Origin of the sequence: Arenimonas sp. MALMAid1274, assembly GCF_049195245.1 — a bacterium.
GTDB lineage: Bacteria > Pseudomonadota > Gammaproteobacteria > Xanthomonadales > Xanthomonadaceae > Arenimonas.
This window is the reverse complement of the sequence record NZ_JBMIRR010000027.1, coordinates 94151-119631: the sequence shown is the minus strand read 5'-3', so window position 1 is coordinate 119631 and position 25481 is coordinate 94151. Positions and strand designations below refer to the sequence as shown.

The 25481-nt window shown below is 70.7% G+C and carries 27 protein-coding genes; 14 read left to right on the top strand and 13 right to left on the bottom strand.

Features of this window, described 5'->3' with window-relative positions; genetic code table 11:
* Positions 1–10: 10 nt before the first annotated feature.
* Positions 11–934, top strand: a complete 924-nt coding sequence (locus ACOQFR_RS08895; RefSeq protein ID WP_421381007.1) for a peptidylprolyl isomerase — start codon at positions 11–13, stop codon at positions 932–934.
* 4 nt (positions 935–938) lie between these two features.
* Here ACOQFR_RS08895 and ACOQFR_RS08890 read toward each other — a convergent pair whose 3' ends face one another.
* The gene (locus ACOQFR_RS08890; protein WP_421381004.1) at positions 939–1844 is read right to left on the bottom strand and encodes a DUF2785 domain-containing protein; all 906 of its coding nucleotides are present in this window, start codon (positions 1842–1844) and stop codon (positions 939–941) included.
* A 69-nt stretch (positions 1845–1913) separates the two neighbouring features.
* On the opposite strand from ACOQFR_RS08890, the gene ACOQFR_RS08885 reads away from it, so the two are divergent.
* Genes ACOQFR_RS08885 through ACOQFR_RS08875 form a run of 3 tightly spaced genes read left to right on the top strand, consistent with a single transcriptional unit; the run spans position 1914 to position 3387 of the window.
* The gene (locus ACOQFR_RS08885; protein ID WP_421381001.1) at positions 1914–2207 is read left to right on the top strand and encodes a YkgJ family cysteine cluster protein; all 294 of its coding nucleotides are present in this window, start codon (positions 1914–1916) and stop codon (positions 2205–2207) included.
* Entirely contained in the window at positions 2207–2464 is a 258-nt protein-coding gene (locus ACOQFR_RS08880; protein ID WP_421380999.1) for a GIY-YIG nuclease family protein, read from the top strand. Before ACOQFR_RS08885 ends, ACOQFR_RS08880 begins: the two co-directional genes overlap by 1 nt.
* Positions 2461–3387 carry a DMT family transporter gene (locus ACOQFR_RS08875; protein ID WP_421380996.1) on the top strand — a complete coding sequence of 309 codons (927 nt, stop codon included), beginning with the start codon at positions 2461–2463 and terminating at the stop codon, positions 3385–3387. Before ACOQFR_RS08880 ends, ACOQFR_RS08875 begins: the two co-directional genes overlap by 4 nt.
* A gap of 15 nt (positions 3388–3402) precedes the next feature.
* On the opposite strand, the gene ACOQFR_RS08870 is transcribed toward ACOQFR_RS08875, so the two are convergent.
* Positions 3403–3948 carry a YaeQ family protein gene (locus ACOQFR_RS08870; RefSeq protein ID WP_421380993.1) on the bottom strand — a complete coding sequence of 182 codons (546 nt, stop codon included), beginning with the start codon at positions 3946–3948 and terminating at the stop codon, positions 3403–3405.
* 129 nt (positions 3949–4077) lie between these two features.
* Here ACOQFR_RS08870 and ACOQFR_RS08865 point away from each other — a divergent pair, with 129 nt between their 5' ends.
* Positions 4078–4671 carry a response regulator transcription factor gene (locus ACOQFR_RS08865; RefSeq protein ID WP_421380990.1) on the top strand — a complete coding sequence of 198 codons (594 nt, stop codon included), beginning with the start codon at positions 4078–4080 and terminating at the stop codon, positions 4669–4671.
* Position 4672: 1 nt separating this feature from the next.
* Here ACOQFR_RS08865 and ACOQFR_RS08860 read toward each other — a convergent pair whose 3' ends face one another.
* On the bottom strand, positions 4673–5932 hold the full coding sequence (locus ACOQFR_RS08860; RefSeq protein ID WP_421380987.1) for a putative bifunctional diguanylate cyclase/phosphodiesterase: 1260 nt from the start codon (positions 5930–5932) through the stop codon (positions 4673–4675).
* Positions 5929–7149, bottom strand: coding sequence for an HD-GYP domain-containing protein (locus ACOQFR_RS08855; protein ID WP_421380984.1), 1221 nt, complete (start codon positions 7147–7149; stop codon positions 5929–5931). The genes ACOQFR_RS08860 and ACOQFR_RS08855 overlap by 4 nt, the downstream gene beginning before the upstream one ends.
* A 69-nt stretch (positions 7150–7218) precedes the next feature.
* Between ACOQFR_RS08855 and ACOQFR_RS08850 the strand changes: the two genes are divergently transcribed.
* The 4 genes from ACOQFR_RS08850 (at position 7219) to ACOQFR_RS08835 (ending at position 12238) form a co-directional block, all read left to right on the top strand.
* Complete coding sequence (locus ACOQFR_RS08850) at positions 7219–8733, top strand: phospholipase (protein ID WP_421380981.1); 1515 nt, start codon at positions 7219–7221, stop codon at positions 8731–8733.
* Positions 8730–9902 (top strand): GGDEF domain-containing protein, encoded by a 1173-nt coding sequence (locus ACOQFR_RS08845; protein WP_421380978.1) that lies wholly within the window; start codon positions 8730–8732, stop codon positions 9900–9902. The genes ACOQFR_RS08850 and ACOQFR_RS08845 overlap by 4 nt, the downstream gene beginning before the upstream one ends.
* A 112-nt stretch (positions 9903–10014) precedes the next feature.
* On the top strand, positions 10015–10935 hold the full coding sequence (locus tag ACOQFR_RS08840; protein WP_421380976.1) for an aldo/keto reductase: 921 nt from the start codon (positions 10015–10017) through the stop codon (positions 10933–10935).
* Between the two features lies 1 nt (position 10936).
* The gene (locus ACOQFR_RS08835; protein ID WP_421380973.1) at positions 10937–12238 is read left to right on the top strand and encodes an NTP/NDP exchange transporter; all 1302 of its coding nucleotides are present in this window, start codon (positions 10937–10939) and stop codon (positions 12236–12238) included.
* Positions 12239–12250: 12 nt separating this feature from the next.
* On the opposite strand, the gene ACOQFR_RS08830 is transcribed toward ACOQFR_RS08835, so the two are convergent.
* Both ACOQFR_RS08830 and ACOQFR_RS08825 read right to left on the bottom strand, forming a co-directional pair.
* A complete protein-coding gene (locus ACOQFR_RS08830; RefSeq protein WP_421380970.1) occupies positions 12251–13276 on the bottom strand; it encodes a fatty acid desaturase in 1026 nt (341 codons plus the stop codon).
* Positions 13277–13744: 468 nt separating this feature from the next.
* Positions 13745–14653, bottom strand: a complete 909-nt coding sequence (locus tag ACOQFR_RS08825) for a DMT family transporter (RefSeq protein WP_421380967.1) — start codon at positions 14651–14653, stop codon at positions 13745–13747.
* 106 nt (positions 14654–14759) lie between these two features.
* On the opposite strand from ACOQFR_RS08825, the gene ACOQFR_RS08820 reads away from it, so the two are divergent.
* The 3 genes from ACOQFR_RS08820 to ACOQFR_RS08810 all read left to right on the top strand — a co-directional run bounded on the left by ACOQFR_RS08820 (position 14760) and on the right by ACOQFR_RS08810 (position 17260).
* Positions 14760–15671 carry a LysR substrate-binding domain-containing protein gene (locus ACOQFR_RS08820; protein ID WP_421380965.1) on the top strand — a complete coding sequence of 304 codons (912 nt, stop codon included), beginning with the start codon at positions 14760–14762 and terminating at the stop codon, positions 15669–15671.
* Position 15672: 1 nt separating this feature from the next.
* Entirely contained in the window at positions 15673–15891 is a 219-nt protein-coding gene (locus ACOQFR_RS08815) for an RNA-binding S4 domain-containing protein (RefSeq protein ID WP_421380962.1), read from the top strand.
* Between the two features lie 118 nt (positions 15892–16009).
* Complete coding sequence (locus ACOQFR_RS08810; RefSeq protein WP_421380959.1) at positions 16010–17260, top strand: PQQ-dependent sugar dehydrogenase; 1251 nt, start codon at positions 16010–16012, stop codon at positions 17258–17260.
* Positions 17261–17266: 6 nt separating this feature from the next.
* On the opposite strand, the gene ACOQFR_RS08805 is transcribed toward ACOQFR_RS08810, so the two are convergent.
* From ACOQFR_RS08805 to hutU, 3 genes are read right to left on the bottom strand one after another with little or no spacing between them, the layout of a single operon-like run.
* Entirely contained in the window at positions 17267–17524 is a 258-nt protein-coding gene (locus ACOQFR_RS08805; protein WP_421380956.1) for a GlsB/YeaQ/YmgE family stress response membrane protein, read from the bottom strand.
* Positions 17525–17582: 58 nt separating this feature from the next.
* Positions 17583–17954, bottom strand: a complete 372-nt coding sequence (locus ACOQFR_RS08800; RefSeq protein ID WP_421380953.1) for a VOC family protein — start codon at positions 17952–17954, stop codon at positions 17583–17585.
* A gap of 25 nt (positions 17955–17979) precedes the next feature.
* Positions 17980–19647 (bottom strand): urocanate hydratase, encoded by a 1668-nt coding sequence (hutU, locus tag ACOQFR_RS08795; RefSeq protein ID WP_421380950.1) that lies wholly within the window; start codon positions 19645–19647, stop codon positions 17980–17982.
* 107 nt (positions 19648–19754) lie between these two features.
* On the opposite strand from hutU, the gene ACOQFR_RS08790 reads away from it, so the two are divergent.
* Together ACOQFR_RS08790 and ACOQFR_RS08785 are read left to right on the top strand one after the other, a co-directional pair.
* Positions 19755–21224, top strand: coding sequence for an AlkA N-terminal domain-containing protein (locus ACOQFR_RS08790; protein ID WP_421380947.1), 1470 nt, complete (start codon positions 19755–19757; stop codon positions 21222–21224).
* Complete coding sequence (locus ACOQFR_RS08785; protein WP_421380944.1) at positions 21221–21727, top strand: methylated-DNA--[protein]-cysteine S-methyltransferase; 507 nt, start codon at positions 21221–21223, stop codon at positions 21725–21727. The genes ACOQFR_RS08790 and ACOQFR_RS08785 overlap by 4 nt, the downstream gene beginning before the upstream one ends.
* Positions 21728–21964: 237 nt before the next feature.
* On the opposite strand, the gene modB is transcribed toward ACOQFR_RS08785, so the two are convergent.
* The 4 genes from modB to ACOQFR_RS08765 form a co-directional block, all read right to left on the bottom strand.
* Entirely contained in the window at positions 21965–22654 is a 690-nt protein-coding gene (gene modB / locus ACOQFR_RS08780; RefSeq protein WP_421380941.1) for a molybdate ABC transporter permease subunit, read from the bottom strand.
* 1 nt (position 22655) lies between these two features.
* Positions 22656–23432: a molybdate ABC transporter substrate-binding protein gene (modA, locus tag ACOQFR_RS08775; RefSeq protein WP_421380938.1), complete on the bottom strand. Its 777-nt coding sequence runs from the start codon at positions 23430–23432 to the stop codon at positions 22656–22658.
* Positions 23433–23502: 70 nt separating this feature from the next.
* Positions 23503–24261, bottom strand: a complete 759-nt coding sequence (locus ACOQFR_RS08770; protein ID WP_421380935.1) for a LytR/AlgR family response regulator transcription factor — start codon at positions 24259–24261, stop codon at positions 23503–23505.
* Positions 24258–25481 (bottom strand): sensor histidine kinase, encoded by a 1224-nt coding sequence (locus tag ACOQFR_RS08765; protein ID WP_421380932.1) that lies wholly within the window; start codon positions 25479–25481, stop codon positions 24258–24260. Before ACOQFR_RS08765 ends, ACOQFR_RS08770 begins: the two co-directional genes overlap by 4 nt.

Here is a 25481-nt window from a genome sequence, read left to right as displayed (position 1 = left end):
AGCGCGCCCGATGGCCCCGATGCGACCCCTGCTGCTCGTCCTGGCCCTGGCCAGCCTGCCCTGCGCCGCCGCCGATGACGCGCCGCCCAAGGGCCGCACGATGCAGGAGGTGCTGGACGCCTCGCAGCCTTCGGACTGGCGCCGGCTGGACCCGGAGCACACGCTGTACCTGGAGCTCGACAGTGGCCGCGTGGTGATCGAGCTGGCGCCCGCCTTCGCGCCGCGGCACGTCGCCAACATCCTCACCCTGGTGCGCGGCAAGTACTACGACGGCCTGAGCATCAACCGCTCGCACGACAACTTCGTGGTGCAGTGGGGCGACGCCGAGGCCGAAGACCCGAAGAAGGCGCGCCCACTGGGCGAGGCGGCCGCGAAGCTGCCCGCCGAGTTCACCCGCCCCGCGCAGGGCCTGGCCTTCACCCGCCTGCCCGACGTGGACGGCTGGGCACCGCAGGTGGGGTTCGCCGCGGGCATGCCGGCGGCGCGCGACCCGGAGGCCGGGCTGGCCTGGGCCGCGCACTGCTACGGCACGGTCGGCGCCGGCCGCGGCGGTCCGCCCGACAGCAGCAACGGCACCGAGCTGTACGTGGTCACCGGGCAGTCGCCGCGCCAGCTGGACCGCAACATCACCACCGTGGGACGCGTCGTGCAGGGCATGGAGCGCCTGAGCGTGCTGCCGCGCGGCACGGGGCCACTGGGCTTCTATGAAAAGCCGGAACAGCGCACGCCGATCCGCGCGATCCGCCTGGCCGCTTCGGTGCCGGAAGCCGAGCGCGAGCAGATCGAGGTGATGCGCACCGACACGCCGACGTTCGAGGCGCTGGTGGAATCGCGCCGCAACCGCCGCGACGACTGGTACCTGCATCCGGCCGGCCACATCGACCTTTGCAACGTACCGGTGCCCGTTCGCGCAACTACGCCCGCGAAGGACTAAGCCTTCAGTCCACCGCGCGCAGGCCGGCCACCACCGCCGGCACGCGCGCCTGCAGCGGCTCGCTGCCACTTTCGCGCAGGCCCACGTACAGCGCCAGCAGGAACATCCGCGTGTTGTGGCGGCGGGCCAGTCCGGCCTCGGAGCCGTACGCCTCCGACCAGGCCTTCATCGGCGCGGGGGCAGTGATGCGCGTGATCCACGCGGACCATTCCGGTTCGTCGTGCAGGCCACGCTGCAGTACGAACAGCACCGGACGCGAGAGCCGCTCGGCTTCGCCATGGTGGTAGGCCGGTGCGCCCGGCGGCGCCACCTGCGAGGCCACCGCTTCCAGCTCGCGCGAGAGCTGCCGCTTGTCGAGCGCGGGATTCAAGGCCAGCTGCATCAGCAGGTCGGCACCGTGCGCCACGCCGTGGCGCCAGCCTTCGCGATCGTCGAAACCGCGGTAGTCGCGCACGCCCTCCAGGTAGCGCGCGGATGCTTCCACCAGGCTTGCGCGCTGCGCGGGCGTCAGCCAGGCCGACACCCGGTCGGTGCGCGCGAGTTCCGACATCACCAGGGCCGCGAACGGTGCGCCGAAACCGTCGGGGTCGGCCGCGGCGGGGTCGATGCGCGGCAGCAGCACGGCAAGCAACTGCTCGCGCGTAGCCCGATCCAGCGCATCGGCCCGCAGCCACGCCGCGAGGGATTCGTAGGCGATGCCGTCGCGAAGCGACGGATCCGGATCCGCCAGGCAGTCCACCAGCGCCAGAGCCAGTGCCTGGCGCGCCGCGTCGTCGTCCACCTGGAAGGCCTTGGCTTTCAGCGCGGCCAACGAGGCACGGTCCTGCCCCGCAGGCGGACAGGCTGCCAGGGTCGCCGCGGCGGGCGCCAGCAGGCAGGCAAGCAGCAGGGCGCGGGGCGTGATGGCCATGGTCGGGTTCCCGTGGTTTTCGCCGCATGCTACGCCGGCACGAGGCGGCCGGCATGGGACAATGGGGCCGTGTCCACCGACCCCGCCATCCGCTGCGACCAGTGCCAGGCCTGCTGCTGCCAGCTGCCCGTGCTGGTGCTGCCCGGCGATGCGCCGCCGGAGCATTTCCTGGACCAGGACCGCGAGGGCTACCTGATCATGGCCAAGGCCGACGACGGCTGGTGCGTCGCGCTGGACCGCGAGCGCATGTGCTGCAGCATCTACGAGCAGCGGCCCTTCGTCTGCCGGGAGTTCGACATGGGCGGCGGCGACTGCCTCGAGGTGCGCGCCGATTGGCGCCGCATCGCGCTGAGCCTGCAGTGATGGCCTGGTTCGTGTATCTGATCGAATGCCAGGACGGCAGCCTCTACACCGGCGTCGCGGTGGACGTGGACAAGCGCTATGCCGCGCATGCCGCCGGCAAGGGCGCGCGCTACACGCGCTCGCATCCGCCGCGCCGGCTGCTGGCGCGCTTCGAACATGCCGACCGGTCCAGCGCGCTCAAGGCCGAGTACGCCATCAAGCAGCTCAGCGCCGCCGACAAGCGCGCCCTGGCGGCCAGCGCGGCGGTGCCGGCGTGACGCCCGCGGCCAGGGCGCAGTGGCAGATCCACGCCTGCGTGCTGCTGTGGGGGTTCACCGCCATCCTGGGCAAGGCCATCACCCTGCCCGCGATGGCGCTGGTGGTGTGGCGCATGGCCCTGGTCGCGGCGGCGCTGCTGCTGGTGCCGCGCGTATGGCGCGGCCTGCGCGCGATGCCGGTGCGCCTGCTGGGCATCTATGCCGGCATCGGTGCGCTGGTGGCGCTGCACTGGCTCACCTTCTACGGCTCGATCAAGTTGGCCAATGCCTCGGTGGCGGTGACCTGCATTGCCCTGGCCACGGTGTTCCTGCCGGTGGTCGAGCCCTGGGTCACCGGGCGCCGGTTCCAGCCGCGCGAACTGCTGCTGGGCATCGCCGTGGTGCCGGGCGTGGCCCTGGTGGTGGGCGGCGTGCCCGCCGGCATGCGCCTGGGCATCGTAGTGGGCACGATCTCGGCGGTGCTGGTGGCCATCTTCGGGGCGCTCAACAAGCGCTACGTCGAGCGCGCCGATGCGCTGACGGTCACCTTCGTCGAGCTGGGCGCCGGTGGCCTGCTGCTGGCGCTGGCGGCGCCGCTGATCCCCTGGTTCGGCTCGCCCTGGATGCTGCCGGGCCTGCACGACGGGGCGATGCTGCTGGTGCTGGCCCTGGCCTGCACCCTGCTGCCGTTCGCGCTGTCGCTGGTGGCGCTGCGGAACATGAGCGCGTTTGCGGCGCAGCTGGCGATCAACCTCGAGCCGGTCTACGCGATCGTGCTGGCGGTGCTGCTGCTGGGCGAGCAGCGCGAGCTGGGCGCGATGTTCTACGCGGGCGTGGTGATCATCCTCTCCGGCGTCTTCCTGCATCCGCTGCTGACGCGTGGGCCACGACACAAGCCCGATCCCGCCACCCTCGGTACGTCCGAGGCCAAGGCGCTGGACTGAAGCGGCGCGGACCTTTCAGCCGGCCTCGCGGCGCAGGCGCGGGGTGATCTCCAGCGTGGCCTCGCCATCCACCAGCTGCAGCACGCCGTCCTGAACCATCGCCTGCAGGTCCATGCCGCGCCGCAGCCATCCGGCCAGGGCCTTGCTGTCCTCGGCGGCGATGTCGATCACGCGCAGGTTCTTCAGGCGCGCCAGCGCGGCCTCGTTCTTCTCCCACCACAGGTCGGCGCCGCGGCCACCGTAGGTGAGCAGCACCACCTCGCGCGCACGACCACTGGCCTTGCGCAGGCGCGACTCGTCGGGCTGGCCCAGTTCCACCCACTGTTCGATCGCGCCCGTGAGGTCCTTGCGCCACAGGTCGGGTTCGTCGTCGGTGCTCAGGCCGCGCCCGAACTCCAGGCGCTCGTCGGCCAGCAGGGCGAAGGCCAGCAGCCGCACCATCAGGCGCTCGTCGGTTTCCGACGGATGCTGGGCCAGCACCAGCTCGTGGCCGGCGTAGTAGTTGCGGTCCATGTCGCTGACCTGCAGGGTGGCCTTGTACACGGTCGACTTGGGGGCCACGGCAACTCCAGGCGGGACAGGCGGGCGGGCAGACTGCGCGAGCCCGGCACCGATGTCCAGTGCGGGCGATTGCCAGCCGCGGGCCGGGCATGGACACTAGCGCCTGTATCGGGGGAAGGGGATGGCGGCGTGAGCGTTTACGACAAGATCAAGCAGATGTTCGGCTGGGGCGCCCGGCCCGCGCCGCGGCCCGCTGCCGAAGCCCCGGCCGATGGCGCCACGCCGGTCGCGGCGGCGCCCTCGGGCAACGAGCGCCGCGTCAAGGCGCGCGCCAACGCCCGGCCCGGCACCCGCATGCTGGTGATCGACGATTCGGCCACCATCGTCGCCCTGCTCTCGCGCATGCTGCGCCAGAACGGCTACACCGTGCTGGAGGCGGCCGATGCAGAGACCGGCCTGGACATCGCCCGCACCCAGAGCCCCGAGCTGATCTTCCTGGACATCGTGCTGCCCGGCATGGACGGTTTCGCCGCGCTGCGCCAGCTGCGCCGCGACCCGTTCACCCGCGAGGTGCCGGTGATCATGATCAGCGGCAACGAGCAGGCCACCGAGCAGTTCTACGTGCACCGCATCGGTGCCGACGACTTCATGAAGAAGCCGTTCGCGCGCGCCGAGGTATTCGCCCGCATCGAGCGGCTGCTCGACGCCCAGCAGGTGCCGCGGCGACTGCCGCCGGCCGGCGTGCAGGCGGCCGACACCGACGACGAGACCTCGCCGGCCTGAGTCAGTGGCCGGCCACCAGGCCGGCGATGAAATCCGCGGCCGGCTGCGCCCGGCCGATCGCATAGCCCTGCGCGTGGTCGCAGTTCAGTTCGGCCAGACGCTCCAGGGTGGCGGTGTCCTCCACGCCTTCGGCGACGACGCGGATGCCCAGGTGGTGGGCGAAGTCGATCATTGCCTTCACCAGCTGCAGCGAGCGCTCGTTGCCCAGCATGCCGGTGACGAAGGACCGGTCGATCTTGAGCTCGGTGGCCGGGAACTCGCGCAGGTAGGCAAACGACGAGTTGCCGACGCCGAAATCGTCGATGGAGACGCGCACGCCTTCGGCACTGAGCCGGTCCAGGATGCGGGCGCCCTTGTCGAGGTCGGCGATGATGGCGGTCTCGGTGACTTCGATCACCACGTCGTCGGCCGGCACGCCCCACAGCCGCAGCGCGCCGACCAGGTGTTCGACCAAACCACGCTCCGCAAAGGCCACGGCCGACAGGTTGATCGACACCGGCAGGCGAATGCCTGCCTCGCGCGCGTCCACCGCGTGCTGCAGGCTGGCGTTGATGCTCCAGCGGGTGAGCTCGGCGATCATGCCGGTGGACTCGGCCATCGGCACGAAGACCGCCGGGCTGATCGCGCCGCGGGTCGGATGCTGCCAGCGCGCCAGCGCTTCCGCGCCGGCGACGCGGCCGGCGCGCAGGTCCCACAGCGGCTGGAAGTGGATGCCCAGGTGCCCGGCCTGGATCGCCTCGCGAAGGTCCGCCGGCTCGATGCCGGTGTCGAACACCTGCGCCGGCGCCATCGCCATGCGGTCGGCCGCACCCAGGGCGAGCGCGAGGGAGGCTTCCGCATGCCGGCACAGCGAATCCGCGTCCAGCCCATGCTCGGGCGCCACCGCGATGCCCACTGCCACCGAAGCCAGCACCGGCCGGCCGTTGACCTCCAGCGTCTGCTCGAACTGCCGGAGCAGCCGCGATGCCGCCAGCACGGCGTGCTTGCCGTCGGGAATCACCGGCAACAGCACCGCGAAATCCGCGGGACCGATCTGGAACACCAGGTCGCCGGGCCGCAGTGCGGCCTGCACCATCGCCTGCACCTTCGCCACCAGCCGCTCGCCGTTGCCGTAACCGTTCTGGATGTTGAACTGGCGCAGGCCCTGCAGCCCCAGCATCAGCAGGCCCAGCGGCCGGCCGCTGGCCGTGCTGGCCTGCAGGTGCGGCCCCAGAGTCGCCATCAGCGCCGTGCCCGCGTTGGCGTAGCTGCCTGCGTTCATGCCAGGAACAGCTCGGCCGGATCCAGGCCGTAGGCGCCGGGCTCCAGCGCCGCGACGATCTTGGCGGCGCCGGCACCGGCCTTCTCGCCGCCCGCCGTCATCAGGTCCACGTCGCGGAACGGACGGTAGGGGTATTTGTTGGCATCCAGCAGCAGCATCACCCGCGGCAGCAGGCGACGCGCCTGGTTCTGCGCCATCACGATCGCCACCTCTCCCGTGCTCAGCTCCACCAGCGAGCCGGTGGGATACACGCTCAGGCACTGCAGGAACTGTTCCACCACCTCGCCCTGGTAGAGGCGGTCACTGGCACGGTAGACCTCCTGCAGCGCGTCGTGCCGGGACTCGCCCTTGCAGTGCGGGCGATCGCTGCTGATTGCGTCATAGGTGTCGATCACCGCGCCCATTCGGCCCGCAAGCGGAATGCGGTCACCGGCCAGGCGGTCGGGGTAGCCGCTGCCGTCGTGCCGCTCGTGATGGCAGCCGACCATGTCGCGCACCCACTTGCCACGGATGCCGGATTCGTCGATCACACGCAGGCCTTCGGACACATGGCTGCGCATGCGTTGTATGGATGCCGGCTCCAGTGGCCCTGCGTGGTTGAACAGGCTATCGGGCAGCGCGGCCTTGCCGACGTCGAGCAGAAAGCCGCCGGTGGCGAGTTCGACCAGGGTTTCCCGCGGCAGCGCCAGATGGCGTCCGAAGGCGGCCGCCAGCGCGCTGCAGTTCACCGCGTGGCTGTAGGCGTAGTCGTCGCGGCGCAGCAGGCTGATCAGCCAGAACAGCGCGTCGGCATTGCGCAGCAGGCTTTCGACCATGGGCTCCATCGCGTCGCGCACGGCCTGCGGCGACAACCGCTGGCCGGCGCGAACCGCCGCCTCGACACCCGCCGCCAGCCGATGCACGTCGGCATGGGCGGTGCGGGCGCGCGGCAATTCATCCTGTACCGCCACGGTGTTCCGGTAGGTGGGCCCACGGGGCGGGAATACCCCGGGGGCCGGACGCGGCAGCGACTGCAGGCCGGGGTCGGTCAACGGGCTCTTGAGCACGTCGATGAACACGCTGGTGCAATAGTTGCCCAGCAGCTCCACATCGTTGTCGGACTCGATGTAAAAACCCTGGAACGGAAATGGCGTGCCCACCCAGTCGCGGTCGAGGCGACTGACGAACATGCCCTTCTCCAGCAGACCAACCAGGATCCGCTTTTCTTCCAACGCCATGAGTCCCCACCGTCCCCCAACGGGCCGTCGCTACGTTAGCATGGCCGAACCCCTCGCGAGCCCATCGCAATGGCCAAGCCCTTGCTGGTTTTTGTCCACGGCTGGAGCGTGACGAACACCTCGACGTATGGCGAATTGCCCGCCCGGCTCAAGGCCGAGGCCGCGCGCGCCGGCGGACCGGCGCTGGACGTGGCCGAAGTGCACCTGGGCCAGTACGTGAGCTTCCGCGACGAAGTGAAGCTCGAGGACGTCGCCCGCGCGCTGGACCGCGCCCTGGCCGCCGTGCTCGCCGAAGCCGGCGCCGGTCGGCGCTTTGCCTGCATCACCCACAGCACTGGCGGCCCGGTGGTGCGTGAATGGCTCGACCGCTACTACGTGAAGACCGGGCGTCTTGCACAGTGCCCGCTGAGCCACCTGGTGATGCTGGCGCCCGCGAACTTCGGTTCGGCCCTGGCGCAGCTGGGCAAGAGCCGGCTCGGCGCGATGAAGGCCTGGTTCAATGGCGTCGAACCGGGCCAGGGCGTGCTGGACTGGCTGGAGCTGGCCAGCCCCGAGTCGATGGCGCTCAACCTGCGCTGGATCCAGGACTACCCTGCGCTCGACCTGATGCGCGGTGCGCGCCCGGTTTTCCAGTTCGTGCTCAGCGGAGACAGCATCGATCGAAAGCTTTACGACCACGTCAACGCCTACACCGGCGAGACCGGCGGCGATGGCGTGGTGCGGCTGGCCGCGGCCAACCTCAACGCCAGCCATGTCGTGCTGGCGCAGCCGCCGCTGGTGCCGGGCGAAGCGCTGCCGTCGGCGCGCAAGCGGCTGCGTTCGCTGCAGAAGGTGTCGGTCGCGCGCGCCGCGCCGACCGCGTTCAAGATCGTGCCGGGCGTCTCGCACAGCGGGCGCGAGCAGGGAATCATGGCCAGTGTGCGCAACGACGGCCGGCCCCATCCTACGGTGGACGCGGTGATCCGCTGCCTGGCGGTGCAGGATGCGGCTGGTTACGAGACGCTGCGGCGCGACTTCGATGCCGAGAACACGCAGCACCAGGCGCTGCCGCGACGGGTCGAGATCGAAAAGATTCCCGTGCTGCCCGACCGCGTCTACCTGCACGATCCGCACGCGATGGTGATCTTCCGCCTGATCGACGACAGCGGCACCCGCGTGCCCGAGATGAACCTGCTGCTCACCGCCGGACCCAATGCCGATCCCAATCAACTGCCCGAGGGTTTCCTCACCGACCGCCAGGGCAACCGCCGTGCGCCGGGCAATCTGTGTTTCTTCCTCAACCACGCGGCGCTGACCGGCTGCCCGGAAATACGCGACGCCGACGGTCGGCTGCGCCGTCCCGAGCTGGTGCCGCGGCCGCCCTATGGCCTGCGGCTGCTACCGCGACAGGAAGGCAAATGGGTGGAACACTGGCTGGCCGAACTCGGCGCGGACGGGGGCGGCCTGCTCGAGGTGCTGCGTCCCAATGAGACCACGCTGATCGACCTGCGCATGACGCGGGTGGTACGCGAGGGGGTGTTCCGGCTCACCCGCAACCTGGCCGCGCGAAGCTTCAGCAAGGACGACCCGGGCGGCGCCGGATGAACTCCTTTGCACTGATCGATCCGCGCACGCTGCTGGTGTCGGCGACCCTGATGATCCTGCTCAACGGCGGCGTGCTCGGCCTGATGCACCGCAGCCTGGCGCCGGACGTGCAGCCCAGCGCGGTCAGCTGGCGCATCGCCACCCTGCTCACCGCCGCCAGCTGCGTGCTGCAGGTGGTGCAGGCCTCGCTGCCTGCACAGCTGGTGCTTCCGCTGGCCAATGGCTGCCTGCTGCTCGGGCTTACCGGGTACTGGCGCGCGCTGCGGCAGTTCGACGGACTGCCTGACCGCGGCTGGCTGCTGCTGCCGGCGCTGGCCGGCACCGCCGGCATCGGCTGGTACGCCGGCGAAGCGGGAACCCTCGGCGCGCGCATCGTCGTCGCTTCGCTGGCGATGGCGGCGATCCTGCTGGCCAGTGCGCTGAGCCTGATGCGCCACGGCAAGGGCGAAGCCACGACCAGCCGCGGCGTACTGGTGGCGATCATGGTGGCGATCGGCCTGCTGATGCTGCTGCGGGCGGGCGTGGCCGCCGTGGCACCGCCGGACGTGGGCACACTCCTGCAGCTGCGCGACGGCATCAATGCGGTGACGCTGCTGCTGGTGACCACGGTACCGGTGATTGGCACCACGGCCTTCGTGCTGATGTGCCTGGAGCGGATCCGCGGCCAGTGGCAGCAGGCCGCGTCGATGGACTACCTCACCGGCCTGGCCAACCGGCGTACGGTGGCGCAGGCCGGCGAGCGCGCGCTGCACGCGGCGCGCCGGCAGGGCCATGGCCTGGCGCTGGGACTGCTGGACGTGGACCACTTCAAGCGCATCAATGACCGCCATGGCCATGCCGTGGGTGACCTGGCCCTCAAGCACCTCGCACAGCGGCTCGAACAGGTCTGCCGCAAGAGCGACCTGCCCGGCCGGCTCGGCGGCGAGGAATTCGTGCTGCTGTGGGACCGCGCCGACGCCGCCCAGGCCCTGGCCGCCGCCGCCCGCCTGCAGGCCGACCTGCAGGCGCACCCGCTGCACGTCCAGGGCGCGCCGCTGCCGCTCACGGTGTCGATCGGCGTGGCCGTGCTCACCGCCGACGACACCCACTTCGACGACCTGCTGCGCCGCGCCGATCGCGCCCTCTACGCCGCCAAGTCCGCCGGCCGCAACCGCACCCACCTCGCCTGACCGAAAACGAAAACATACCTGGTACGAGGGGATGTCGTCTGGCAGGGGGGTTGAACGGAAGTTTCACGTAGGGTGAGGGACTATGCGGGACCGTCCTGATGCGAGGTTTGCCATGACCAGCCGTCGTGCCTTCCTGTCCGCCGCCGCGGTTGCCGCGGCCGCCGCCGCGCTCCGGCCGCTGCCGGTGTTCGCCGCTTCCCCGGTGCCGCGCGAGTCCGCACTCGCCACACGCGCCATTCCCTCGTCCGGCGAGCGCATCCCGATCATCGGCATGGGCACCTCGGGCAGTTTCGAAGTCGATGCCGCCGGCCGCGAGCCGCTGGAGGAAGTGCTGCGCCGCTTCGTCGCCGGTGGCGCCAGCGTGATCGACACCTCGCCCAATTACAGCAATGCCGAGGACGTGCTGGGCGACCTGCTGGCTGAACTCGGCCTGCGCGACCGCATCTTCCTGGCCACCAAGCTGGCCGCCGACGACCGACCCGCGGGCGAAGCGCAGTTCGCGCAGTCGCTCAAGCGCCTGCGCACCGACAAGGTCGAGCTGCTGGCCGTGCACAACCTGCGCGACTGGCGCAACCAGCTCACGCTCGCCCGCGACCTGAAGGAACAGGGCAAGACCCGCTACATCGGCCTCACCCACTACCAGGACAGCGCCCACCACGAGTTGGCGCGCATCATGGCCGCCGAGAAGCCCGACTTCATCCAGATCAACTACTCCGTCGGCGCACCCAATGCCGAGCGCGCGCTGCTGCCGCTGGCCAGGGACCTGGGCGTGGCGGTGATGATCAACCGCGCCTTCGACGACGGCCGCCTGTTCAGCCGCGTCGCCGACCGCCCGCTGCCGGGATGGGCCGCCGAGGCGGGCGTCACGTCCTGGGCGCAGATGTTCCTCAAGTTCACCACCGGCCATCCCGCGGTGACGGTCGTCATCCCGGCCACGGGCAAGCCGGATCGCCAGAGCGACAACCTCAAGGCCGGCCTCGGCCGCGACCTTACCGAGGCCGAGCGGGCCGAACTCGTGACGATGTTCGCCTGACATGGCCGCCACCGGGATCGTCGCGCGCGGGCTGTCAGGGCTGTTCGACGTTTCCGAGGACGAGGCGCCCGCCGTCGCGGGCGGGCTGGCGATGTTCTTCCTGCTCTTTGCCGGCTATTTCATGCTGCGGCCGGTGCGCGAGACCATGGGTATCGCGGGCGGCGTCGACAACCTGCAGTGGCTGTTCACCGGCACCTTCGTCGCCACGCTGGTCGCGATCCCCGCCTTCGGCTGGATCGCCGCACGCGCGGCGCGCCGGCGCATCCTGCCGTGGACCTATGCGTTTTTTGCGCTGAACCTGCTTGCCTTCGCGGCGGCGATCGCCAGCCGGCCGGACAACGCCTGGATCGCACGGGGCTTCTACATCTGGCTGTCGGTGTTCAGCCTGCTCAGCGTGTCGGTGGCCTGGAGCGTGCTGGCCGACCTGTTCTCGGTGGTGCAGGCCAAGCGCCTGTTCGGCTTGATCGCGGCCGGACTGAGCGCGGGTGGCCTGGTCGGTCCGCTGCTGGGCGTGCTCCTGGTCGGTCCGGTGGGGCTGCCCGGTCTGATGGTGGTCGCCACCGTGTTCCTGCTGGGCTCGGCGATGGCGGCGATGGGTCTGCAGCGCTGGCGCGACCGCCATCCGCTGTCCGAGGACGAGCCGCGGGCGCGCCAGCAGCCCCTGGGCGGCAATCCCTTCAAGGGCCTCACCACCGTGCTCGGCTCGCGCTACCTGATGGGCATCGCCGGCTTCGTGGTGCTGCTGGCCAGCGTCACCACCTTCCTGTACTTCGAACAGGCACGCCTGGTCGAGATCAACTTCCCCGACCGCGAAGACCAGACGCGCGTTTTCGGCACGCTGGATTTCATCGTGCAGTCGCTAGCGCTGCTGACCCAAATCTTCCTGACCGGCCGCATCGTGCAGCGCCTGGGCCTCGTGGTCCTGCTGACGGCGGTGCCACTGGTCATGGCGCTGGGCTTCCTGTGGCTGGCGCTGGCGCCCACCTTCGCCGTGTTCGCGCTGGTGATGGTGACCCGCCGCGCCGGCGAGTACGCCCTGGCACGCCCCGGTCGCGAAATGCTGTTCACCGTGGTGGACCCCGAGGCCAAGTACAAGGCCAAGAACGTGATCGACACCGCCGTCTATCGAGGCGCCGATGCGGTCAGCGGCTGGGTCAAGGCCGGCATCGATGCCATCGCCAGCCATCCGGCCATCGTGGCGGTGGCCGGCGCCGGATTGGCGCTGGTCTGGGCCTGGACAGGCTGGTCGCTCGCGCGCCAGCAGAAAGCGCTCGCCGACCGGATGCGCGTCCCGGCCGACTGATCGCGCGCGCGCTCAGCCGTTGGCGCGGACGCGCTTGGGGAAACCCACCATGCGCTTGAGCTCTTCATCCCACAGTTTCAGCCGCGCCGACTTCAGGCTGGTCCAGAACGTCAGCCGCGGCGCCGCCTGCAGCAGCGGGTGCGACTCGAACGCCGCCCGCAGGTTGTAGTTGGGGATGCGGCTGGCCAGGTGATGGATGTGGTGGTAGCCGATGTTGCCGGTGAACCAGTGGATCACGCGCGGCAGGTCGTAGAACGAGCTTCCGGAAATCGCCGCCTGGTTCGAATCCCACTCCTTGCCCTTGGTCCAGTACGCCTCCTCGAAGGTGTGCTGCACGTAAAACAGCCACACGCCCAGCGCGCCGGCGATCAGCACGATCGGCAGATGCACCATCAGCACCGTCTTCCAGCCGATGGCCCAGGCCATCAGCCCGCCCACGACCAGCAGCATCAGGTTGTTGAGCAGCACGCTGGCCCATTCCTTCTTCCACGAGAACGGCAGGTCGAAGGGGAAGCGGTGCTTGATCACGAACTGGTACGCGGGACCGATGCCCAGCAGCACCGGGGTGCTGCGGTAGAAGCGGTAGCAGAAGCGCTTGAACCAGTGCATGGCCTGGTACTCGGCCACGGTGAGGGTTTCGATGTCGCCCATCTCGCGGCGGTCGAGGTTGCCCGAGGTGCCGTGGTGCACGGCGTGGGTCTTCTTCCAGTAGCCGTACGGGAACAGCGTGATCAGCCCGAGGCAGCGGCCGACGGTGTCGTTGGCCTTACCGCTGGCGAAGAAGGAGCCATGCCCGCAGTCGTGCTGGATGATGAAGGTGCGCACGTACAGTCCCGCCGCCGGCAGCGCCAGCAGCAGAGTGAGGAAGTAGTTCCATTCGGCGTGGATGCTCCAGGCCATCAGGGCCCAGATCGCCGCGAACGGCGGCAGCGTGTTGAGCAGCTGCCAGACGGCCTTGCCGAGATGGGGTTGGGCGAAGCGCGCGCACAGCTGGCGCAGGTTGACGGGGACGGACGTGACTTCGGCGTCGTTGCTCAAGGCAGGCTCCTCAGGATGCCGGCATTGTCCGGCCGCGACGGGGTCTTCCGCAAATTCAAGCGCTTGCTTGCGCGGGCGGGGAAATGCAGGGGCTGTTAGCGGATAAGCACCAGGTAAGCCTTGCTGGGCATGTCTTGTCCGGATTTGCTACATGAACCCAGCCACACCCGGCAAAAACCGCAGCTTGCGACCGGCCCGTTAGCGGATGTGAGCAGTTCAAGCCCACAAACAATCCGCCCCCGGGCAGAACGCCCTTGCGCGGCACCGGGCCGGAGTGGTCCATTCGCTGCACGTTGCGGTCAGGACTCACCTCGTCGAGCCCCGACCGTCACGCTTGCAAGTCAACAGCCCCCTGGCGTTGACCACCTTGGGCAGGGCGATCGACTGTTTTCGGGACAGGCGGCCCTGCCATTTTTTTGTCCCCCGTTCCGGGTGTTTCCGGCATCGGCGCGATGAACGCCCGAAGCCTTACCGCGAAACCGCAGGCCCGCGCTGGCTGATCGCCACGCTGCCCAGGATCAGCGCGCAGGCAATGCCCATCGGCCAGGTCAGCCGCTCGCCCAGCAGGCTCCAGGACCAGGCCACCGCCGCCAGCGGCACCAGGTAGGTCACCGTGACCGCACGCGCCGCGCCGATGCGCTGGATCAGGCGGTAGTAGATGGCGTAGGCCAGCCCGGTGCAGATCACGCCCAGCGCGATCGCCGAACCCCAGGCCGCGACCGACACCGACTGCTGCGGCCACTGCCAGATCGAGAACGGCAGCAGCAGCAGCGCGGCGCAGCCCAGCGTGGCCGCGGCCACCGCCGACGGCGGCAGGCCGGTGAGCAGGCGCGGCACCAGGTTGGCTCCCACGCCGTACATCAATGCCGCCGCCACGCCAGCCGCGGTGGCCCAGCCGACGCTGGCGCCTTCGGTTTTGTCGCTGGCCAGCACCACCACGCCGACGAAGCCGATCACCAGCGCCAGCACCTTGCGCGCCGCGATGCGCTCGCGGAAGAACAGGAAGGCGACCAGCGCGGTGAACAGCACGGCCATCGCATTGGTGATGGCGCCCACGCCCGCCGGCGCGCGCTGCGCACCCCAGGCGAACAGCGCGAACGGCACCGCCGAATTGATCGCGCCCAGCAGCGCCAGCCGCGGCCAAAGGCGCGCCGGGAACTCCGCGCGCGCCAGCCAGAGGAAGGGCAGCAGCACGGCCGCGCCCAGCAGCAGCCGCATCTCGGCCAGCGCACTGGCGCCGAACTCGGGAGCCGCGATGCGCTGGAACAGGAAGGAGGCGCCCCAGATCAGCGCCAGCACGCCCAGCTCCACCGGCGTGCGCCAGGCGGCAACGGCGGCGGGCTGCACCGGCAGGACGGCGGGCGACGGATTCTTCATGGGCGGGGCAAGGCCGGTTCGTGTCTGGCGGCCATTGTCCTTGAGGCCGCAAGCCGGACAAGCGCATACTTTCAAGGCCAGCCACAAATCCTGCTTGGGGCTAACGATGACCCTGCGATCCGAATGGCTGTCGGCCCTGGCGGCCTTCGAATCCGCCGCCCGGCACCAGAACTTCGCGCACGCCGCGGAAGACCTGCACCTCACCGCCAGTGCGGTCAGCCACCACGTGCGCAAGCTCGAGTCGCGGCTGGGCGTGGCCCTCTTCCAGCGCCATGCGCGCGGGGTGTCGCTGACCGCGGAAGGCCGGCAACTGGCCGATGCCGCCAGCAACGCGCTCGCCGACCTGGACGGCACCGTGGATGCGCTGCGCGCCAGCCGCCGCACGCCGCCGCGCGTGCGCATCACCACCCTGCACTCGCTCAGCTTCACCTGGCTCACGCCGCGGCTGCCGCGCTTTGCCGCCCTGCACCCGGACATCGGCCTGAGCATCGAAACCGACGCGGGACTGGCGCGCTTCGACGACGGCGGCCCCGACCTCGGGATCCGCCATGGGCCCGGCCACTGGAACGGCCTGAGCGCGCATCCGCTGATGGACGAGCAGCTCTACCCGGTGGCCTCGCCGCGCCTGGCCGGCGTGGCCACCCTGCGCACGCCGTCCGACCTGCGCGCCCTGCCCCTGATTGCCGACCTCGCGCGACAGGGCTGGCCCGACTGGTTCCGTGCAGCTGGACTGCACGAACCCGCGCCCGAAGAACGCTACCGCTTCAGCGACAGCACCGGCGCGCTGCAGGCCGCGGTCGAAGGCCTCGGTGCCGTGCTGGCCCGCGGCCGGCTGCTGGCCCCGTTCCTGCGCGACGGCCAGCTGGTGCGCCTGCCCGGCCCCACCCTGGCCGCCCGCTGGGGCTACCACGTGGTCTATCCTGCGCACCGGCGCCTGCGCCCGGCCGCGCAAAGTTTCGTGGACTGGCTGCTGGCCGACGTGGCCACGCACGGCCCCGACCCGCTTCCCCTGGAATGACATGACCGTCCTGGACTTCGAACTCGACCGCGACCACGTCGAACTCAACCAGCTGCTGAAGCTGGCCGGCCTCTGCGACAGCGGCGGCCAGGGCAAGGCCATAGTGGCCAGCGGCGCGGTGACCGTGGACGGCGTGCAGGAGCTGCGCAAGACCTGCAAGATCCGCGCGGGCCAGGTGGTGCGGCTGGACGGGACCGAGATCCGCGTCATCGCTGCCTGAGCGACCCGCGGCACGCTCACGCCGGAGGCCCGGGACGGGACTATCATCGACCGGGCCGGTACCCCCGCCGGCCGCTGCCCCGCGCCGCCCCCGCGTCGCGCCCGCCTGGAGAATCGCCATGCGTGGTCCCCTAGCCTCCTCCCTGATCCCCCTGCTGCTTGCGGCCGCCTGCGTCGCCGGCCCCGCCGCCGCACAGAGCAACGAAGTGCTCGCGCCCAGCAGCCTGGGCCCGCTGCGCGTCACCACCCTGGCCAGCGGCCTGCAGAACCCCTGGGCCATGGCCTTCCTGCCCGATGGCCGGCTGCTGATCACCGAACGTCCCGGACGGTTGCGGGTCTATTCCAACGGCACGCTGTCGGCGCCGATAACCGGCCTGCCTGCGGTATGGGCGCAAGGCCAGGGCGGCCTGCTCGACGTGGCGCTGGACCCGGACTTCGCCCGGAACCAGCGCCTGTACCTGAGCTACGCGGAAGCCGGCAGCGGCGGCAAGGCGGGCACCGCGGTGATGCGTGCGCGCCTGGTCGGCAGCGCGCTGCAGGACGTGCTTGTCATCTTCCGCCAGGAACCCAAGCTCAGCACCGGCAACCATTTCGGATCGCGACTGGTGTTCAACCGCCAGGGCCACCTGTTCATCACGCTGGGCGAGAACAACGTGCGCATCAGCGCGCAGGCCCTGGACCAGCACCAGGGCAAGGTGGTGCGGCTGTGGCCCGACGGCAACATTCCCACCGACAACCCCTTCGTCGGCCATCCCACCGCGCTGGAAGACCTGTGGTCCTATGGCCATCGCAATCCGCAGGGCGCGACGCTGAACCCCTGGACCGGCGCGCTGTGGACGGTGGAGCACGGCGCGATGGGCGGCGACGAGATCAACATCCCGCAGGCCGGCAAGAATTACGGCTGGCCGCGCATCACCCATGGCCTGGACTACAACGGCCAGCCGATCCCGGAGTCGGTGGGCACCAGCGCGCCGGGCATGGAGCAGCCGGTGCACCAGTGGACGCCGTCGATCGCGCCCAGCGGCATGGCTTTCTACACCGGGCTGGAGCTGTTCGACTGGCAGGGCGACCTGTTCGTGGGGGCGCTGGCCGCGCAGCAGCTGGTGCGGCTGGAAATCGCCGGCGACCGCGTGGTGGCGGAGGAGCGCCTGCTGACCGGCATGGGCCATCGCGTGCGTGACGTGCGCAACGGTCCGGACGGCGCGCTCTACGTGCTCACCGACTCGGGCAACGGCAAGCTGTTGCGCATCGTGCAGGCCAAGCCGCGATTCCGCCGCAGCCTGCAGGGCGACAAGCTGCCGGTGCGCGAAGGTGCCGCGCCGGGCGAAACGCCGATGCCCAAGCCCGCGCCGGTGCGACGCGGCGGCTGATCCGCGTCAGGCGCCCTTTTTCTTGCGCAGCGCCGCGTAGAGAGCCAGCAGCAGGATCGCGAACAGCACCGAGGCGATGAAGCCCGCGGGCTCGCCCTCGTCATACCAGCCCAGCGACTGGCCCACGTATTTCGCCAGCAGCGAGCCGCCGACGCCCAGCACCATTGTCCACAGCAGGCTGAGCTTGTCGTTGCCCGGCTTCAGGAAGCGGGCCACGAGGCCGATGACGAAGCCGATCAGGATGGTCCAGAGGATGTGCAGCATGCGCAGGCGCTCCCGGCCGTTGGATTGCCGGGCAGCTTAGCACCGGCCCGCCTGCGGCTCAGCGCCCCATGTGGAACACGTTGAGCTTGTTGCCGTCCAGGTCGCGGAAGTAGCCGGCATAGAAACCCGGGAAACGCTCGCCGACCGGACCTTCGTCGGTGCCGCCCATTTCAAGCGCCAGCGCGTGCAGGCGGTCGACGTTGTCGCGGCTGCCGACCGCCAGCGCCGCCATCTGGCCGTTGCCGCGATCGTGCGGCTGGCCGTCGTAGGGCAAGGCCACCGAAAGGCCCGCGGTGCCGCGGCCCGCCGACCACAGGATGAAGCGCGGCGTGTCCATGAAGCGCTTGGCGCCCAGGCCTTCCAGCAGGCGGTCGTAGAACGCGGCGGCGCGCGCGAGGTCGCGGGTGCCCAGGGTGACGTAGCCGATCATGGGTTTCTCCGGTGGGGACGCGCGATCAGAGCATCGGAAGCTTCAGGCCCTGCTGCCGTGCGCAGTCGCGGGCAATTTCGTAGCCGGCGTCGGCGTGGCGCATCACGCCGGTGCCGGGATCGTTCCACAGTACGCGCTTCAGGCGCGCGGCCGCCGCGTCGGTACCGTCGGCGACGATCACCACGCCGCTGTGCTGGCTGTAGCCCATGCCGACACCGCCGCCGTGGTGCAGCGACACCCAGGTGGCGCCGCCGGCGACATTGAGCATGGCGTTGAGCAGCGGCCAGTCCGACACCGCGTCGCTGCCGTCGAGCATGGCTTCGGTTTCGCGGTTGGGGCTGGCCACGCTGCCGCTGTCGAGGTGGTCGCGGCCGATCACGATCGGCGCGCTCACTTCACCGCTGCGCACCATCTCGTTGAAGGCCAGGGCCAGGCGATGGCGATCGCCCAGGCCGACCCAGCAGATGCGCGCCGGCAGGCCCTGGAACGCGATGCGCTCGCGCGCCATGTCCAGCCAGCGGTGCAGGTGCGGGTTGTCGGGAATGAGTTCCTTGACCTTGGCATCGGTGCGGTAGATGTCCTCGGGGTCGCCGCTGAGCGCGACCCACCGGAACGGACCCACGCCGCGGCAGAACAGCGGCCGCACGTAGGCCGGCACGAAGCCCGGGAAATCGAACGCGTCCGCGCAGCCCACGTCCTTGGCCATCTGGCGGATATTGTTGCCGTAGTCGAAGGTGGGGATGCCCTGGCGCAGGAAGTGCAGCATCGCCTCCACGTGCACGCGCATGGACTGCTTGGCGGCGGCGGCCACGCCCTGCGGGTTCGCCTTCTGTTCGGCGAACCAGTGCTCCAGCGTCCAGCCCGCGGGCAGGTAGCCGACCAGCGGATCGTGCGCGCTGGTCTGGTCGGTGACCGCGTCGGGCCGCACGCCGCGGCGCACCAGCTCGGGCAGGATCTCGGCCGCGTTGCCCAGCAGCGCGATCGAGCGCGCCTGCCCGGCGGCGGTGTAGCGCGCGATGCGCGCCAGCGCGTCGTCCAGGTCGGCGGCCTGCTCGTCCACGTAGCGCGTGCGCAGGCGCATGTCGATGCTGCTCTGCCGGCATTCGATGTTGAGCGAGCTCGCGCCGGCCAGCGACGCCGCCAGCGGCTGCGCACCACCCATGCCGCCGAGACCGGCGGTGAGGATCCACTTGCCGGTCAGGTCGCCGTTGTAGTGCTGGCGCCCCATCTCGACGAAGGTTTCGTAGGTGCCCTGCACGATGCCCTGGCTGCCGATGTAGATCCAGCTGCCGGCCGTCATCTGGCCGTACATGGCCAAACCCTTGCGGTCGAGCTCGTGGAAGTGCTCCCACGTGGCCCAGTGCGGCACCAGGTTGGAGTTGGCGATCAGCACGCGCGGCGCGTCGGGATGGCTGGGGAACACGCCCACCGGCTTGCCGCTCTGCACCAGCAGCGTCTCGTCGTCGCCCAGGGTACGCAGTGACGCCAGGATCGCGTCGTAGCAGGCCCAGTCGCGCGCGGCGCGGCCGATGCCGCCGTACACCACCAGGGCGGTGGGATCCTCGGCCACCTCGGCGTCCAGGTTGTTCTGGATCATTCGGTAGGCCGCTTCGGTCAGCCAGCTGCGGCAGTTCAGCGTGCTGCCGCGTGGCGCACGGATGCGGCGGGTGGGGTCGGTACGGGGGTCGGACATCGGGCGCTCCCAGAGGCAGGTGGCGATTATAGGTTTCCCGGCCGGGACGCGGCATTGGTGTCCGAAAACGGCCAGTGCGAGGCCGGCGGGCCGGCTAGGATGCCGCCATGTCCCCGACCCACCTTCCGCCCGCCGATGCCTGTGACCGCGCCCGCGCGGCCAGGGATGCGCGCTTCGACGGGCTGTTCTTCACCGCCGTGCGCAGCACCGGCATCTACTGCCGGCCCGTGTGCCCCGCGCCCGCGCCCAAGCGCGCCAACGTGAGCTACTTCGCCAGCGCGGCCGCGGCGGCGGCGGCCGGGTACCGCCCTTGCCTGCGCTGCCGCCCGGAGCTGGCACCGGGGCAACCGGCTTCGGGCAGTGCGGCGACGGTGCAGCGGGCGCTGGCGCTGATTGCAGACGGCGCGCTGTCCGAGGGCGGCGTCGAGGCGCTGGCGGCGCAGGTCGGCGTCGGCGGCCGGCAGCTGCGCCGGTTGTTCCTGGCCGAGGCCGGCGCGACGCCGCTGGCCGTGCACGGCACCCATCGGCTGCTGCTGGCGAAGCAACTGCTCACCGAAACCGCGCTGCCGGTGACGCAGGTGGCCCTGGCCGCCGGCTTCAACAGCGTGCGCCGCTTCAATGCCGCCTTCCAGCAGGGCTGCGCGATGGCGCCGGGTGCGATCCGCCGGTTGCGACGCGACGCGCCGTCCGGCCAGCTGAGCCTGCGGCTCGGCTATCGCCCGCCGCTGGACTTCGGCCTGATGCTCGCGTTCCTGCGCAAGCGCGCCATCGACGGGATCGAGCGTGTGCACGAGGACGCGTACGAACGCGTGCTGGGTCCCGTGGACCGGCCGTGCACGGTGCGCGTCAGCGCCGATGTCGCCCGAGGGGAACTGCGGCTGGAGATCCGCGATGCCGATCCCCGGATGATCCCCGACATCGTGCGCCGCGTGCGCCGCGTGTTCGACCTCGATGCCGACCTGGGCGCGGTGCATGCGCTGCTGCGGCAGACCCCGATGCTGGCCGAGGCGATCCGGCGCCGGCCAGGGCTGCGCGTGCCGGGCGGCTGGGATGGCTTTGAAGTCGCAGTTCGCGCGGTGCTGGGCCAGCAGGTCAGCGTGGCGGGCGCGACCACGCTGGCGCGCCGGCTGGTCCAGGCACATGGCCTGGCATCACCGGCGGAGGCCGCGGGCCTCGACCGGCGCTTTCCGACGCCCGCACATTTGCGCGACGCACCGCTGGAAGCCATCGGCCTGCCGCGCACGCGCGCCGCCACCCTGCGCGCACTGGCCGCGGCCGTGGCCGATGGCCACGTGCATTTCCGCGCCGGCCAGCGCCTGGAGGATTTCGTGCGCGACTTCACCGCCCTGCCCGGCCTGGGGCCGTGGACCGCGCACTACGTGGCCATGCGCGCGCTGCAGCAGCCCGATGCCTTCCCCGCCGGTGACCTGGTGCTGCAGCAGGTGCTGGGCGGTCGCGACGGACGCCTGTCCGAACGCGACACCCAGGCGCGATCGCAGGCCTGGCGGCCGTGGCGCGCCTACGCCGTGCTGCACCTGTGGCATCTGGCCAACGACGAGAAGGCGGCGCGCGCATGAAACAACACGAGTCCCTGCGATTCGACCGCTTCGACACGCCGATTGGCCCGCTCACGGTGGCGCGCGACGAGTTCGGCCTCCGCCACATCCTCTTTCCCGAGAACCGCTATCCGCCCGAGGGAATCGAGGCGTGGATACACGACCCCGTGACCCTTTCCGACGCGCGCGGGCAACTGCAGGACTACTTCGCAGGCCGGCGACAGGAATTCACGCTGGCGCTGCATCCGGTCGGCACCGACTTCCAGAAAACGGTCTGGCGCGCCCTGGCCGGGCTGCCCTTCGGCCGCACCTGCAGCTACGCCGACCTGGCGCGCGCCATCGGCAAGCCCGCCGCGGTGCGCGCGGTCGGCGCCGCCAATGGCCGCAATCCGCTGCCGATCGTGTTGCCCTGCCATCGCGTCATCGGTGCCGACGGTCAACTCACGGGCTTCGGCGGCGGCCTGCCCCTGAAACAGTGGCTGCTCTCGCACGAGGGCATCGGCCAGGGCGCGCTGTCGTTCTGACGTCGTCGTTGGCTGCGATTTCGCGATCGGGTGGGAGAGATTTTTGACGCGGATAAGGGCAAATTACGCGGATAGAGCAATGCTTTAGAGGGACGCGGCTAGCTGGGGCTCCGCGCCAATGCCGGCGTTCGCCGGCAGCATCGTGACAAACCCCGCTTCGCTTCTATCCGCGTAATCCGCGTTCATCCGCGTCAAAAAATCCGCTCTTGTCCAAGCCACGACACGCCGCACACCCCGTCACTCACTGGAACGCCGATAGGCCGAGCGCCGCACCATCCATTCCGAGGCCAGCAGCGCGCCCACGGCCAGCACGATGGACACCACCGCCAGTCGCGCGATGCCGCCCTCGCCGCCCGGCAGCTGGGTCAGCGTGTGCATGGCCAGCGCCAGCGTGCGGGTTTCGCCCGGGATGTTGGACACGAAGGTGATGGTGGCGCCGAACTCGCCCAGCGCCTTGGCGAAAGCCAGGGCCATGCCGGCCGCGACGCCTGGCAGGCTCAGCGGCAGCACCACCTGCCAGAACTTGGCCCAGGGTCGCGCGCCCAGGCTGGACGCCATCTCGTCCACCTCGATCGGGATGGCCTCGATGGACAGACGGATCGAACGCACGAACAGCGGGAAGGCCATCACCGCCGCCGCGATCACCGCGCCGGTCCAGCGGAAGGCCAGGCTGATGCCGAACCACTGCTCCAGGGCCTGCCCGATCCAGCCCTGCCGACCGAACAGCACCAGCAGCACGTAGCCGGTCAGCACCGGCGGCAGCAGCAGCGGCAGGTGCACCAGCGCATCGAACAGCACCTTGCCGCGGAACTGCCAGCGCGCCAGGGCGTACGCGGCCGCCAGCGCGAACGGCAGCGCGAGCAGCACCGCCAGCGCGGCCACGCGCAGGCTCAGCGCGATGATGGTGACTTCGTCGGGCGTCAGCACGTCACGGGATCGAGAAGCCGGCGCGCTTGAACACGTCCTGCATTTCCGCGCTGCGCAGGAAGGCCAGGAAACCGTCGACCTGCGGTGTCGCCGATGCCGCCACGCGTGCGGCGGGATAGCGGATGGCGGGATGGTCGCTGCGATCGAAGCGGGCCACCACGCGCACCCGCGGTTCGGCCAGAGCGTCGGTCGCGTACACGATGCCCACCGGCGCCTCGCCGCGCGCGACGAAGGCCAGCGCACCGCGCACGCTGTCGCCCTGCGCCAGGCGGTCCTGCACGGCTGGCCACAGCCCGCGCCTGGCAAGGGCGGCGCGCGCGTAACGCCCGGCCGGGACTGCCGTGGTTTCCGCCATTGCCAGCCGGCCTCCGTCGCCCAGGGCCGCGATCAGCGTGGCCGGCGTGTCGAGCGACAGCGACCGCACCGGCGACCCAACCGGAACGACCACCACCATCGCGTTGCCCACCACATCGAACCGCGTGGCCGGCGCGATCAGGTCGCGCTGCTCAAGGTAGTCCATCCATTCACCGTCCGCGGAAATGAAGACGTCGGCCGGCGCGCCCTGTTCGATCTGGCGGGCCAGCGCCGAACTGGCCGCGTACGACACCACCACCTCCTGGCCACTGCGACGCATCCAGCGCCGGGCCGCCTGGTCCAGGCTTTCCTGCAGGCTGGCGGCGGCGAACACCGTGATGCGCGCCGGCGCGGTCTCGCTGGCGACGCAGGGCGTGCCCAGCGCGAGCGCCAGCAGCAGGACGGCAAACAGGCGCGGAATCAAGTCTGGCCTCGCGATGGGGGAACGCGGCCACTGTACCCAAAGACCCCGCCACCCGCCCACCGCGGGCGGGTCACATGCCGCGGAAGCGATGCAGGAAGGCGCTGCTGACCGGCAGCTGCTCGGGATGACCCTTAAGACTGAGGCTGGCCTTGCCCAGCTCGTCCTTGCGCAGCCGGTCGATCGCGGCCACGCGCACCACCACGCCACGGTGCACCTGCCAGAACGTGTCCGGATCCAGCCCGGCCAGCAGGTCCTTGACCGGCGTGCGGATGATGGCGTCGCCCGTGCCGGTGGCCACGCGCACGTACTTGTCCTGCGCCTGGAAGAACAGCACCTCGTCGATGCCTATCATGCGCACGCTGTCGCCGACGCTGGCGCTGATCCAGCGGATCTGTCGCTCGCCCTGCGGACGCAGGCGGGCCTCGAGCGCCTGCAGCGACGCATCCGCGTCGCCACGCGGTGCGGCCAGGCGCTGCTGCAGCCGTTCGATCGCCTGCGCCAGCCGCGCCGGGGCCACGGGCTTGAGCAGGTAGTCGATGGCGCCAGCTTCGAAAGCACGGATGGCGTAATCATCGTAGGCCGTGGTGAACACGACCAGGCCGCCCCCGGCCACCACCGCGCGCGCCACGTCCAGCCCGCTGACGCCGGGCATGCGGATGTCCAGGAAGGCGACCGCGGGCCGATGCCTCGCCGCCTCTTCCAGCGCCGAAACGCCGTCCTCGCAGGCGGCCACCACCGACAGCGCCGGCCAGGCCGACGCCAGCATGTCCAGCAGCGCGGCGCGCTGCGGCGCCTCGTCTTCCGCCACCAAGGCCGTGACCGCGCTCATGCGCCCGGCTCCAGCGGCACCACGATCTCGGCCACGGTGCCCTGGCCTGACAGGCTGCGCAGGCTGAACGTGGCCTGGTCGCCGTAGCGGTTGGCCAACTGCTCGCGCACGTTGGCCAGGCCCATGCCGCCGCCCACGCCAGGCTGCAGGCCGGCACCGTCGTCCACCACGCTCAGCACCAGGCGCTCGCCGCGCAGGCTGGCGCGCACTTCGATGCGGCCGGCACCCGGCCGCGGTTCGATGCCGTGCTTGATCGCGTTCTCCACCAGGGTGATCAGCAGCAGCGCCGGGAAGGGGCGCGCCCGCAGCGCCGCCTCGGCCTCGACCGCGTAGCTGAGCCGGCCGCCCATGCGCAGGCGCATCAGTTCGAGATAGCTGGCGCAGATGTCCAACTGCTGGCCCAGGGTCGAATGCAGGTTGGCTTCGCCATCGCGCAGCTTGGGAATGGTGGCGCGCAGGTGGTCCACCAGCGCATCCAGCGTGGCCTCGGCCTGCGCCGGATCCTGGCGCACCAGCGCGCGCACCGAGGCCAGGGTGTTGAACAGGAAATGCGGCTCCACCTGCGCCTGCAGCAGGCCCAGGCGCAGGTCGGCCTGCTGTTTCTGCGTGCGCAGCGCCGTGAGCTCCTTGCGCTGACGGTCCTCGCGCCAGCGCCGGCCTTCGCTGAAGTACGCACGCAGGGCCAGGCCGCCGCCGAACAGGCCGTAGACCACCGCCAGCACCGCCAGGTTCAGCGCCATCACCATCGCGCGTTCGCCGGGGTCGAACTTGAGTTCGGTCTGCACCGCCCGCGCCCGGTGGATGGACCGGTTGACCTCGCGATCCACGTAGCTGGAGGCCCAGTAGTCGGCCGCCGCGCTGACGCCCATGCCCAGCAGCACCGCCACCACCACGCCGCGCCGCTCGCGCGGCAGCGGCCAGCGCTGCGCGCGCACCCACGCGGCAAAGCCCGGTCCGGCGGTGGCCATCAGCAGGAAGGCCACGAACAGGTGCGCGCCGGCCAGCATGCCCACCGCATAGTCGCGCCCCGCGGCGCCCACGCCGATGCCCGACACCACCGCGAACAGCGCGATGATGCTTCCGAACAGCAGGCTGCGGCCGCGCAGCCAGGCGCCGCTGAACACCGGGTACTGCCGGTAGCGGCTCCAGACCGCGTTGCCGCCCACCAGCACTTCGGCGGGCAGCGGCTGGTTGAGCGGGTAGGTCTCGTCGGTGCGCAT

Excerpts from the sequence above, each read along its gene's own strand:
- ACOQFR_RS08895 (WP_421381007.1), top strand. The coding sequence starts at position 11 with ATGGCCCCGATGCGACCCCTGCTGCTCGTCCTGGCCCTGGCCAGCCTG.
- ACOQFR_RS08890 (WP_421381004.1), bottom strand. The coding sequence starts at position 1,844 with ATGGCCATCACGCCCCGCGCCCTGCTGCTTGCCTGCCTGCTGGCGCCC.
- ACOQFR_RS08880 (WP_421380999.1), top strand. The coding sequence starts at position 2,207 with ATGGCCTGGTTCGTGTATCTGATCGAATGCCAGGACGGCAGCCTCTAC.
- ACOQFR_RS08860 (WP_421380987.1), bottom strand. The coding sequence starts at position 5,932 with ATGAACGCAGGCAGCTACGCCAACGCGGGCACGGCGCTGATGGCGACT.
- ACOQFR_RS08855 (WP_421380984.1), bottom strand. The coding sequence starts at position 7,149 with ATGGCGTTGGAAGAAAAGCGGATCCTGGTTGGTCTGCTGGAGAAGGGC.
- ACOQFR_RS08850 (WP_421380981.1), top strand. The coding sequence starts at position 7,219 with ATGGCCAAGCCCTTGCTGGTTTTTGTCCACGGCTGGAGCGTGACGAAC.
- ACOQFR_RS08845 (WP_421380978.1), top strand. The coding sequence starts at position 8,730 with ATGAACTCCTTTGCACTGATCGATCCGCGCACGCTGCTGGTGTCGGCG.
- ACOQFR_RS08840 (WP_421380976.1), top strand. The coding sequence starts at position 10,015 with ATGACCAGCCGTCGTGCCTTCCTGTCCGCCGCCGCGGTTGCCGCGGCC.
- ACOQFR_RS08835 (WP_421380973.1), top strand. The coding sequence starts at position 10,937 with ATGGCCGCCACCGGGATCGTCGCGCGCGGGCTGTCAGGGCTGTTCGAC.
- ACOQFR_RS08825 (WP_421380967.1), bottom strand. The coding sequence starts at position 14,653 with ATGAAGAATCCGTCGCCCGCCGTCCTGCCGGTGCAGCCCGCCGCCGTT.
- ACOQFR_RS08820 (WP_421380965.1), top strand. The coding sequence starts at position 14,760 with ATGACCCTGCGATCCGAATGGCTGTCGGCCCTGGCGGCCTTCGAATCC.
- ACOQFR_RS08815 (WP_421380962.1), top strand. The coding sequence starts at position 15,673 with ATGACCGTCCTGGACTTCGAACTCGACCGCGACCACGTCGAACTCAAC.
- ACOQFR_RS08810 (WP_421380959.1), top strand. The coding sequence starts at position 16,010 with ATGCGTGGTCCCCTAGCCTCCTCCCTGATCCCCCTGCTGCTTGCGGCC.
- ACOQFR_RS08805 (WP_421380956.1), bottom strand. The coding sequence starts at position 17,524 with ATGCTGCACATCCTCTGGACCATCCTGATCGGCTTCGTCATCGGCCTC.
- ACOQFR_RS08800 (WP_421380953.1), bottom strand. The coding sequence starts at position 17,954 with ATGATCGGCTACGTCACCCTGGGCACCCGCGACCTCGCGCGCGCCGCC.
- hutU (WP_421380950.1), bottom strand. The coding sequence starts at position 19,647 with ATGTCCGACCCCCGTACCGACCCCACCCGCCGCATCCGTGCGCCACGC.
- ACOQFR_RS08790 (WP_421380947.1), top strand. The coding sequence starts at position 19,755 with ATGTCCCCGACCCACCTTCCGCCCGCCGATGCCTGTGACCGCGCCCGC.
- ACOQFR_RS08785 (WP_421380944.1), top strand. The coding sequence starts at position 21,221 with ATGAAACAACACGAGTCCCTGCGATTCGACCGCTTCGACACGCCGATT.
- ACOQFR_RS08770 (WP_421380935.1), bottom strand. The coding sequence starts at position 24,261 with ATGAGCGCGGTCACGGCCTTGGTGGCGGAAGACGAGGCGCCGCAGCGC.
- ACOQFR_RS08765 (WP_421380932.1), bottom strand. The coding sequence starts at position 25,481 with ATGCGCACCGACGAGACCTACCCGCTCAACCAGCCGCTGCCCGCCGAA.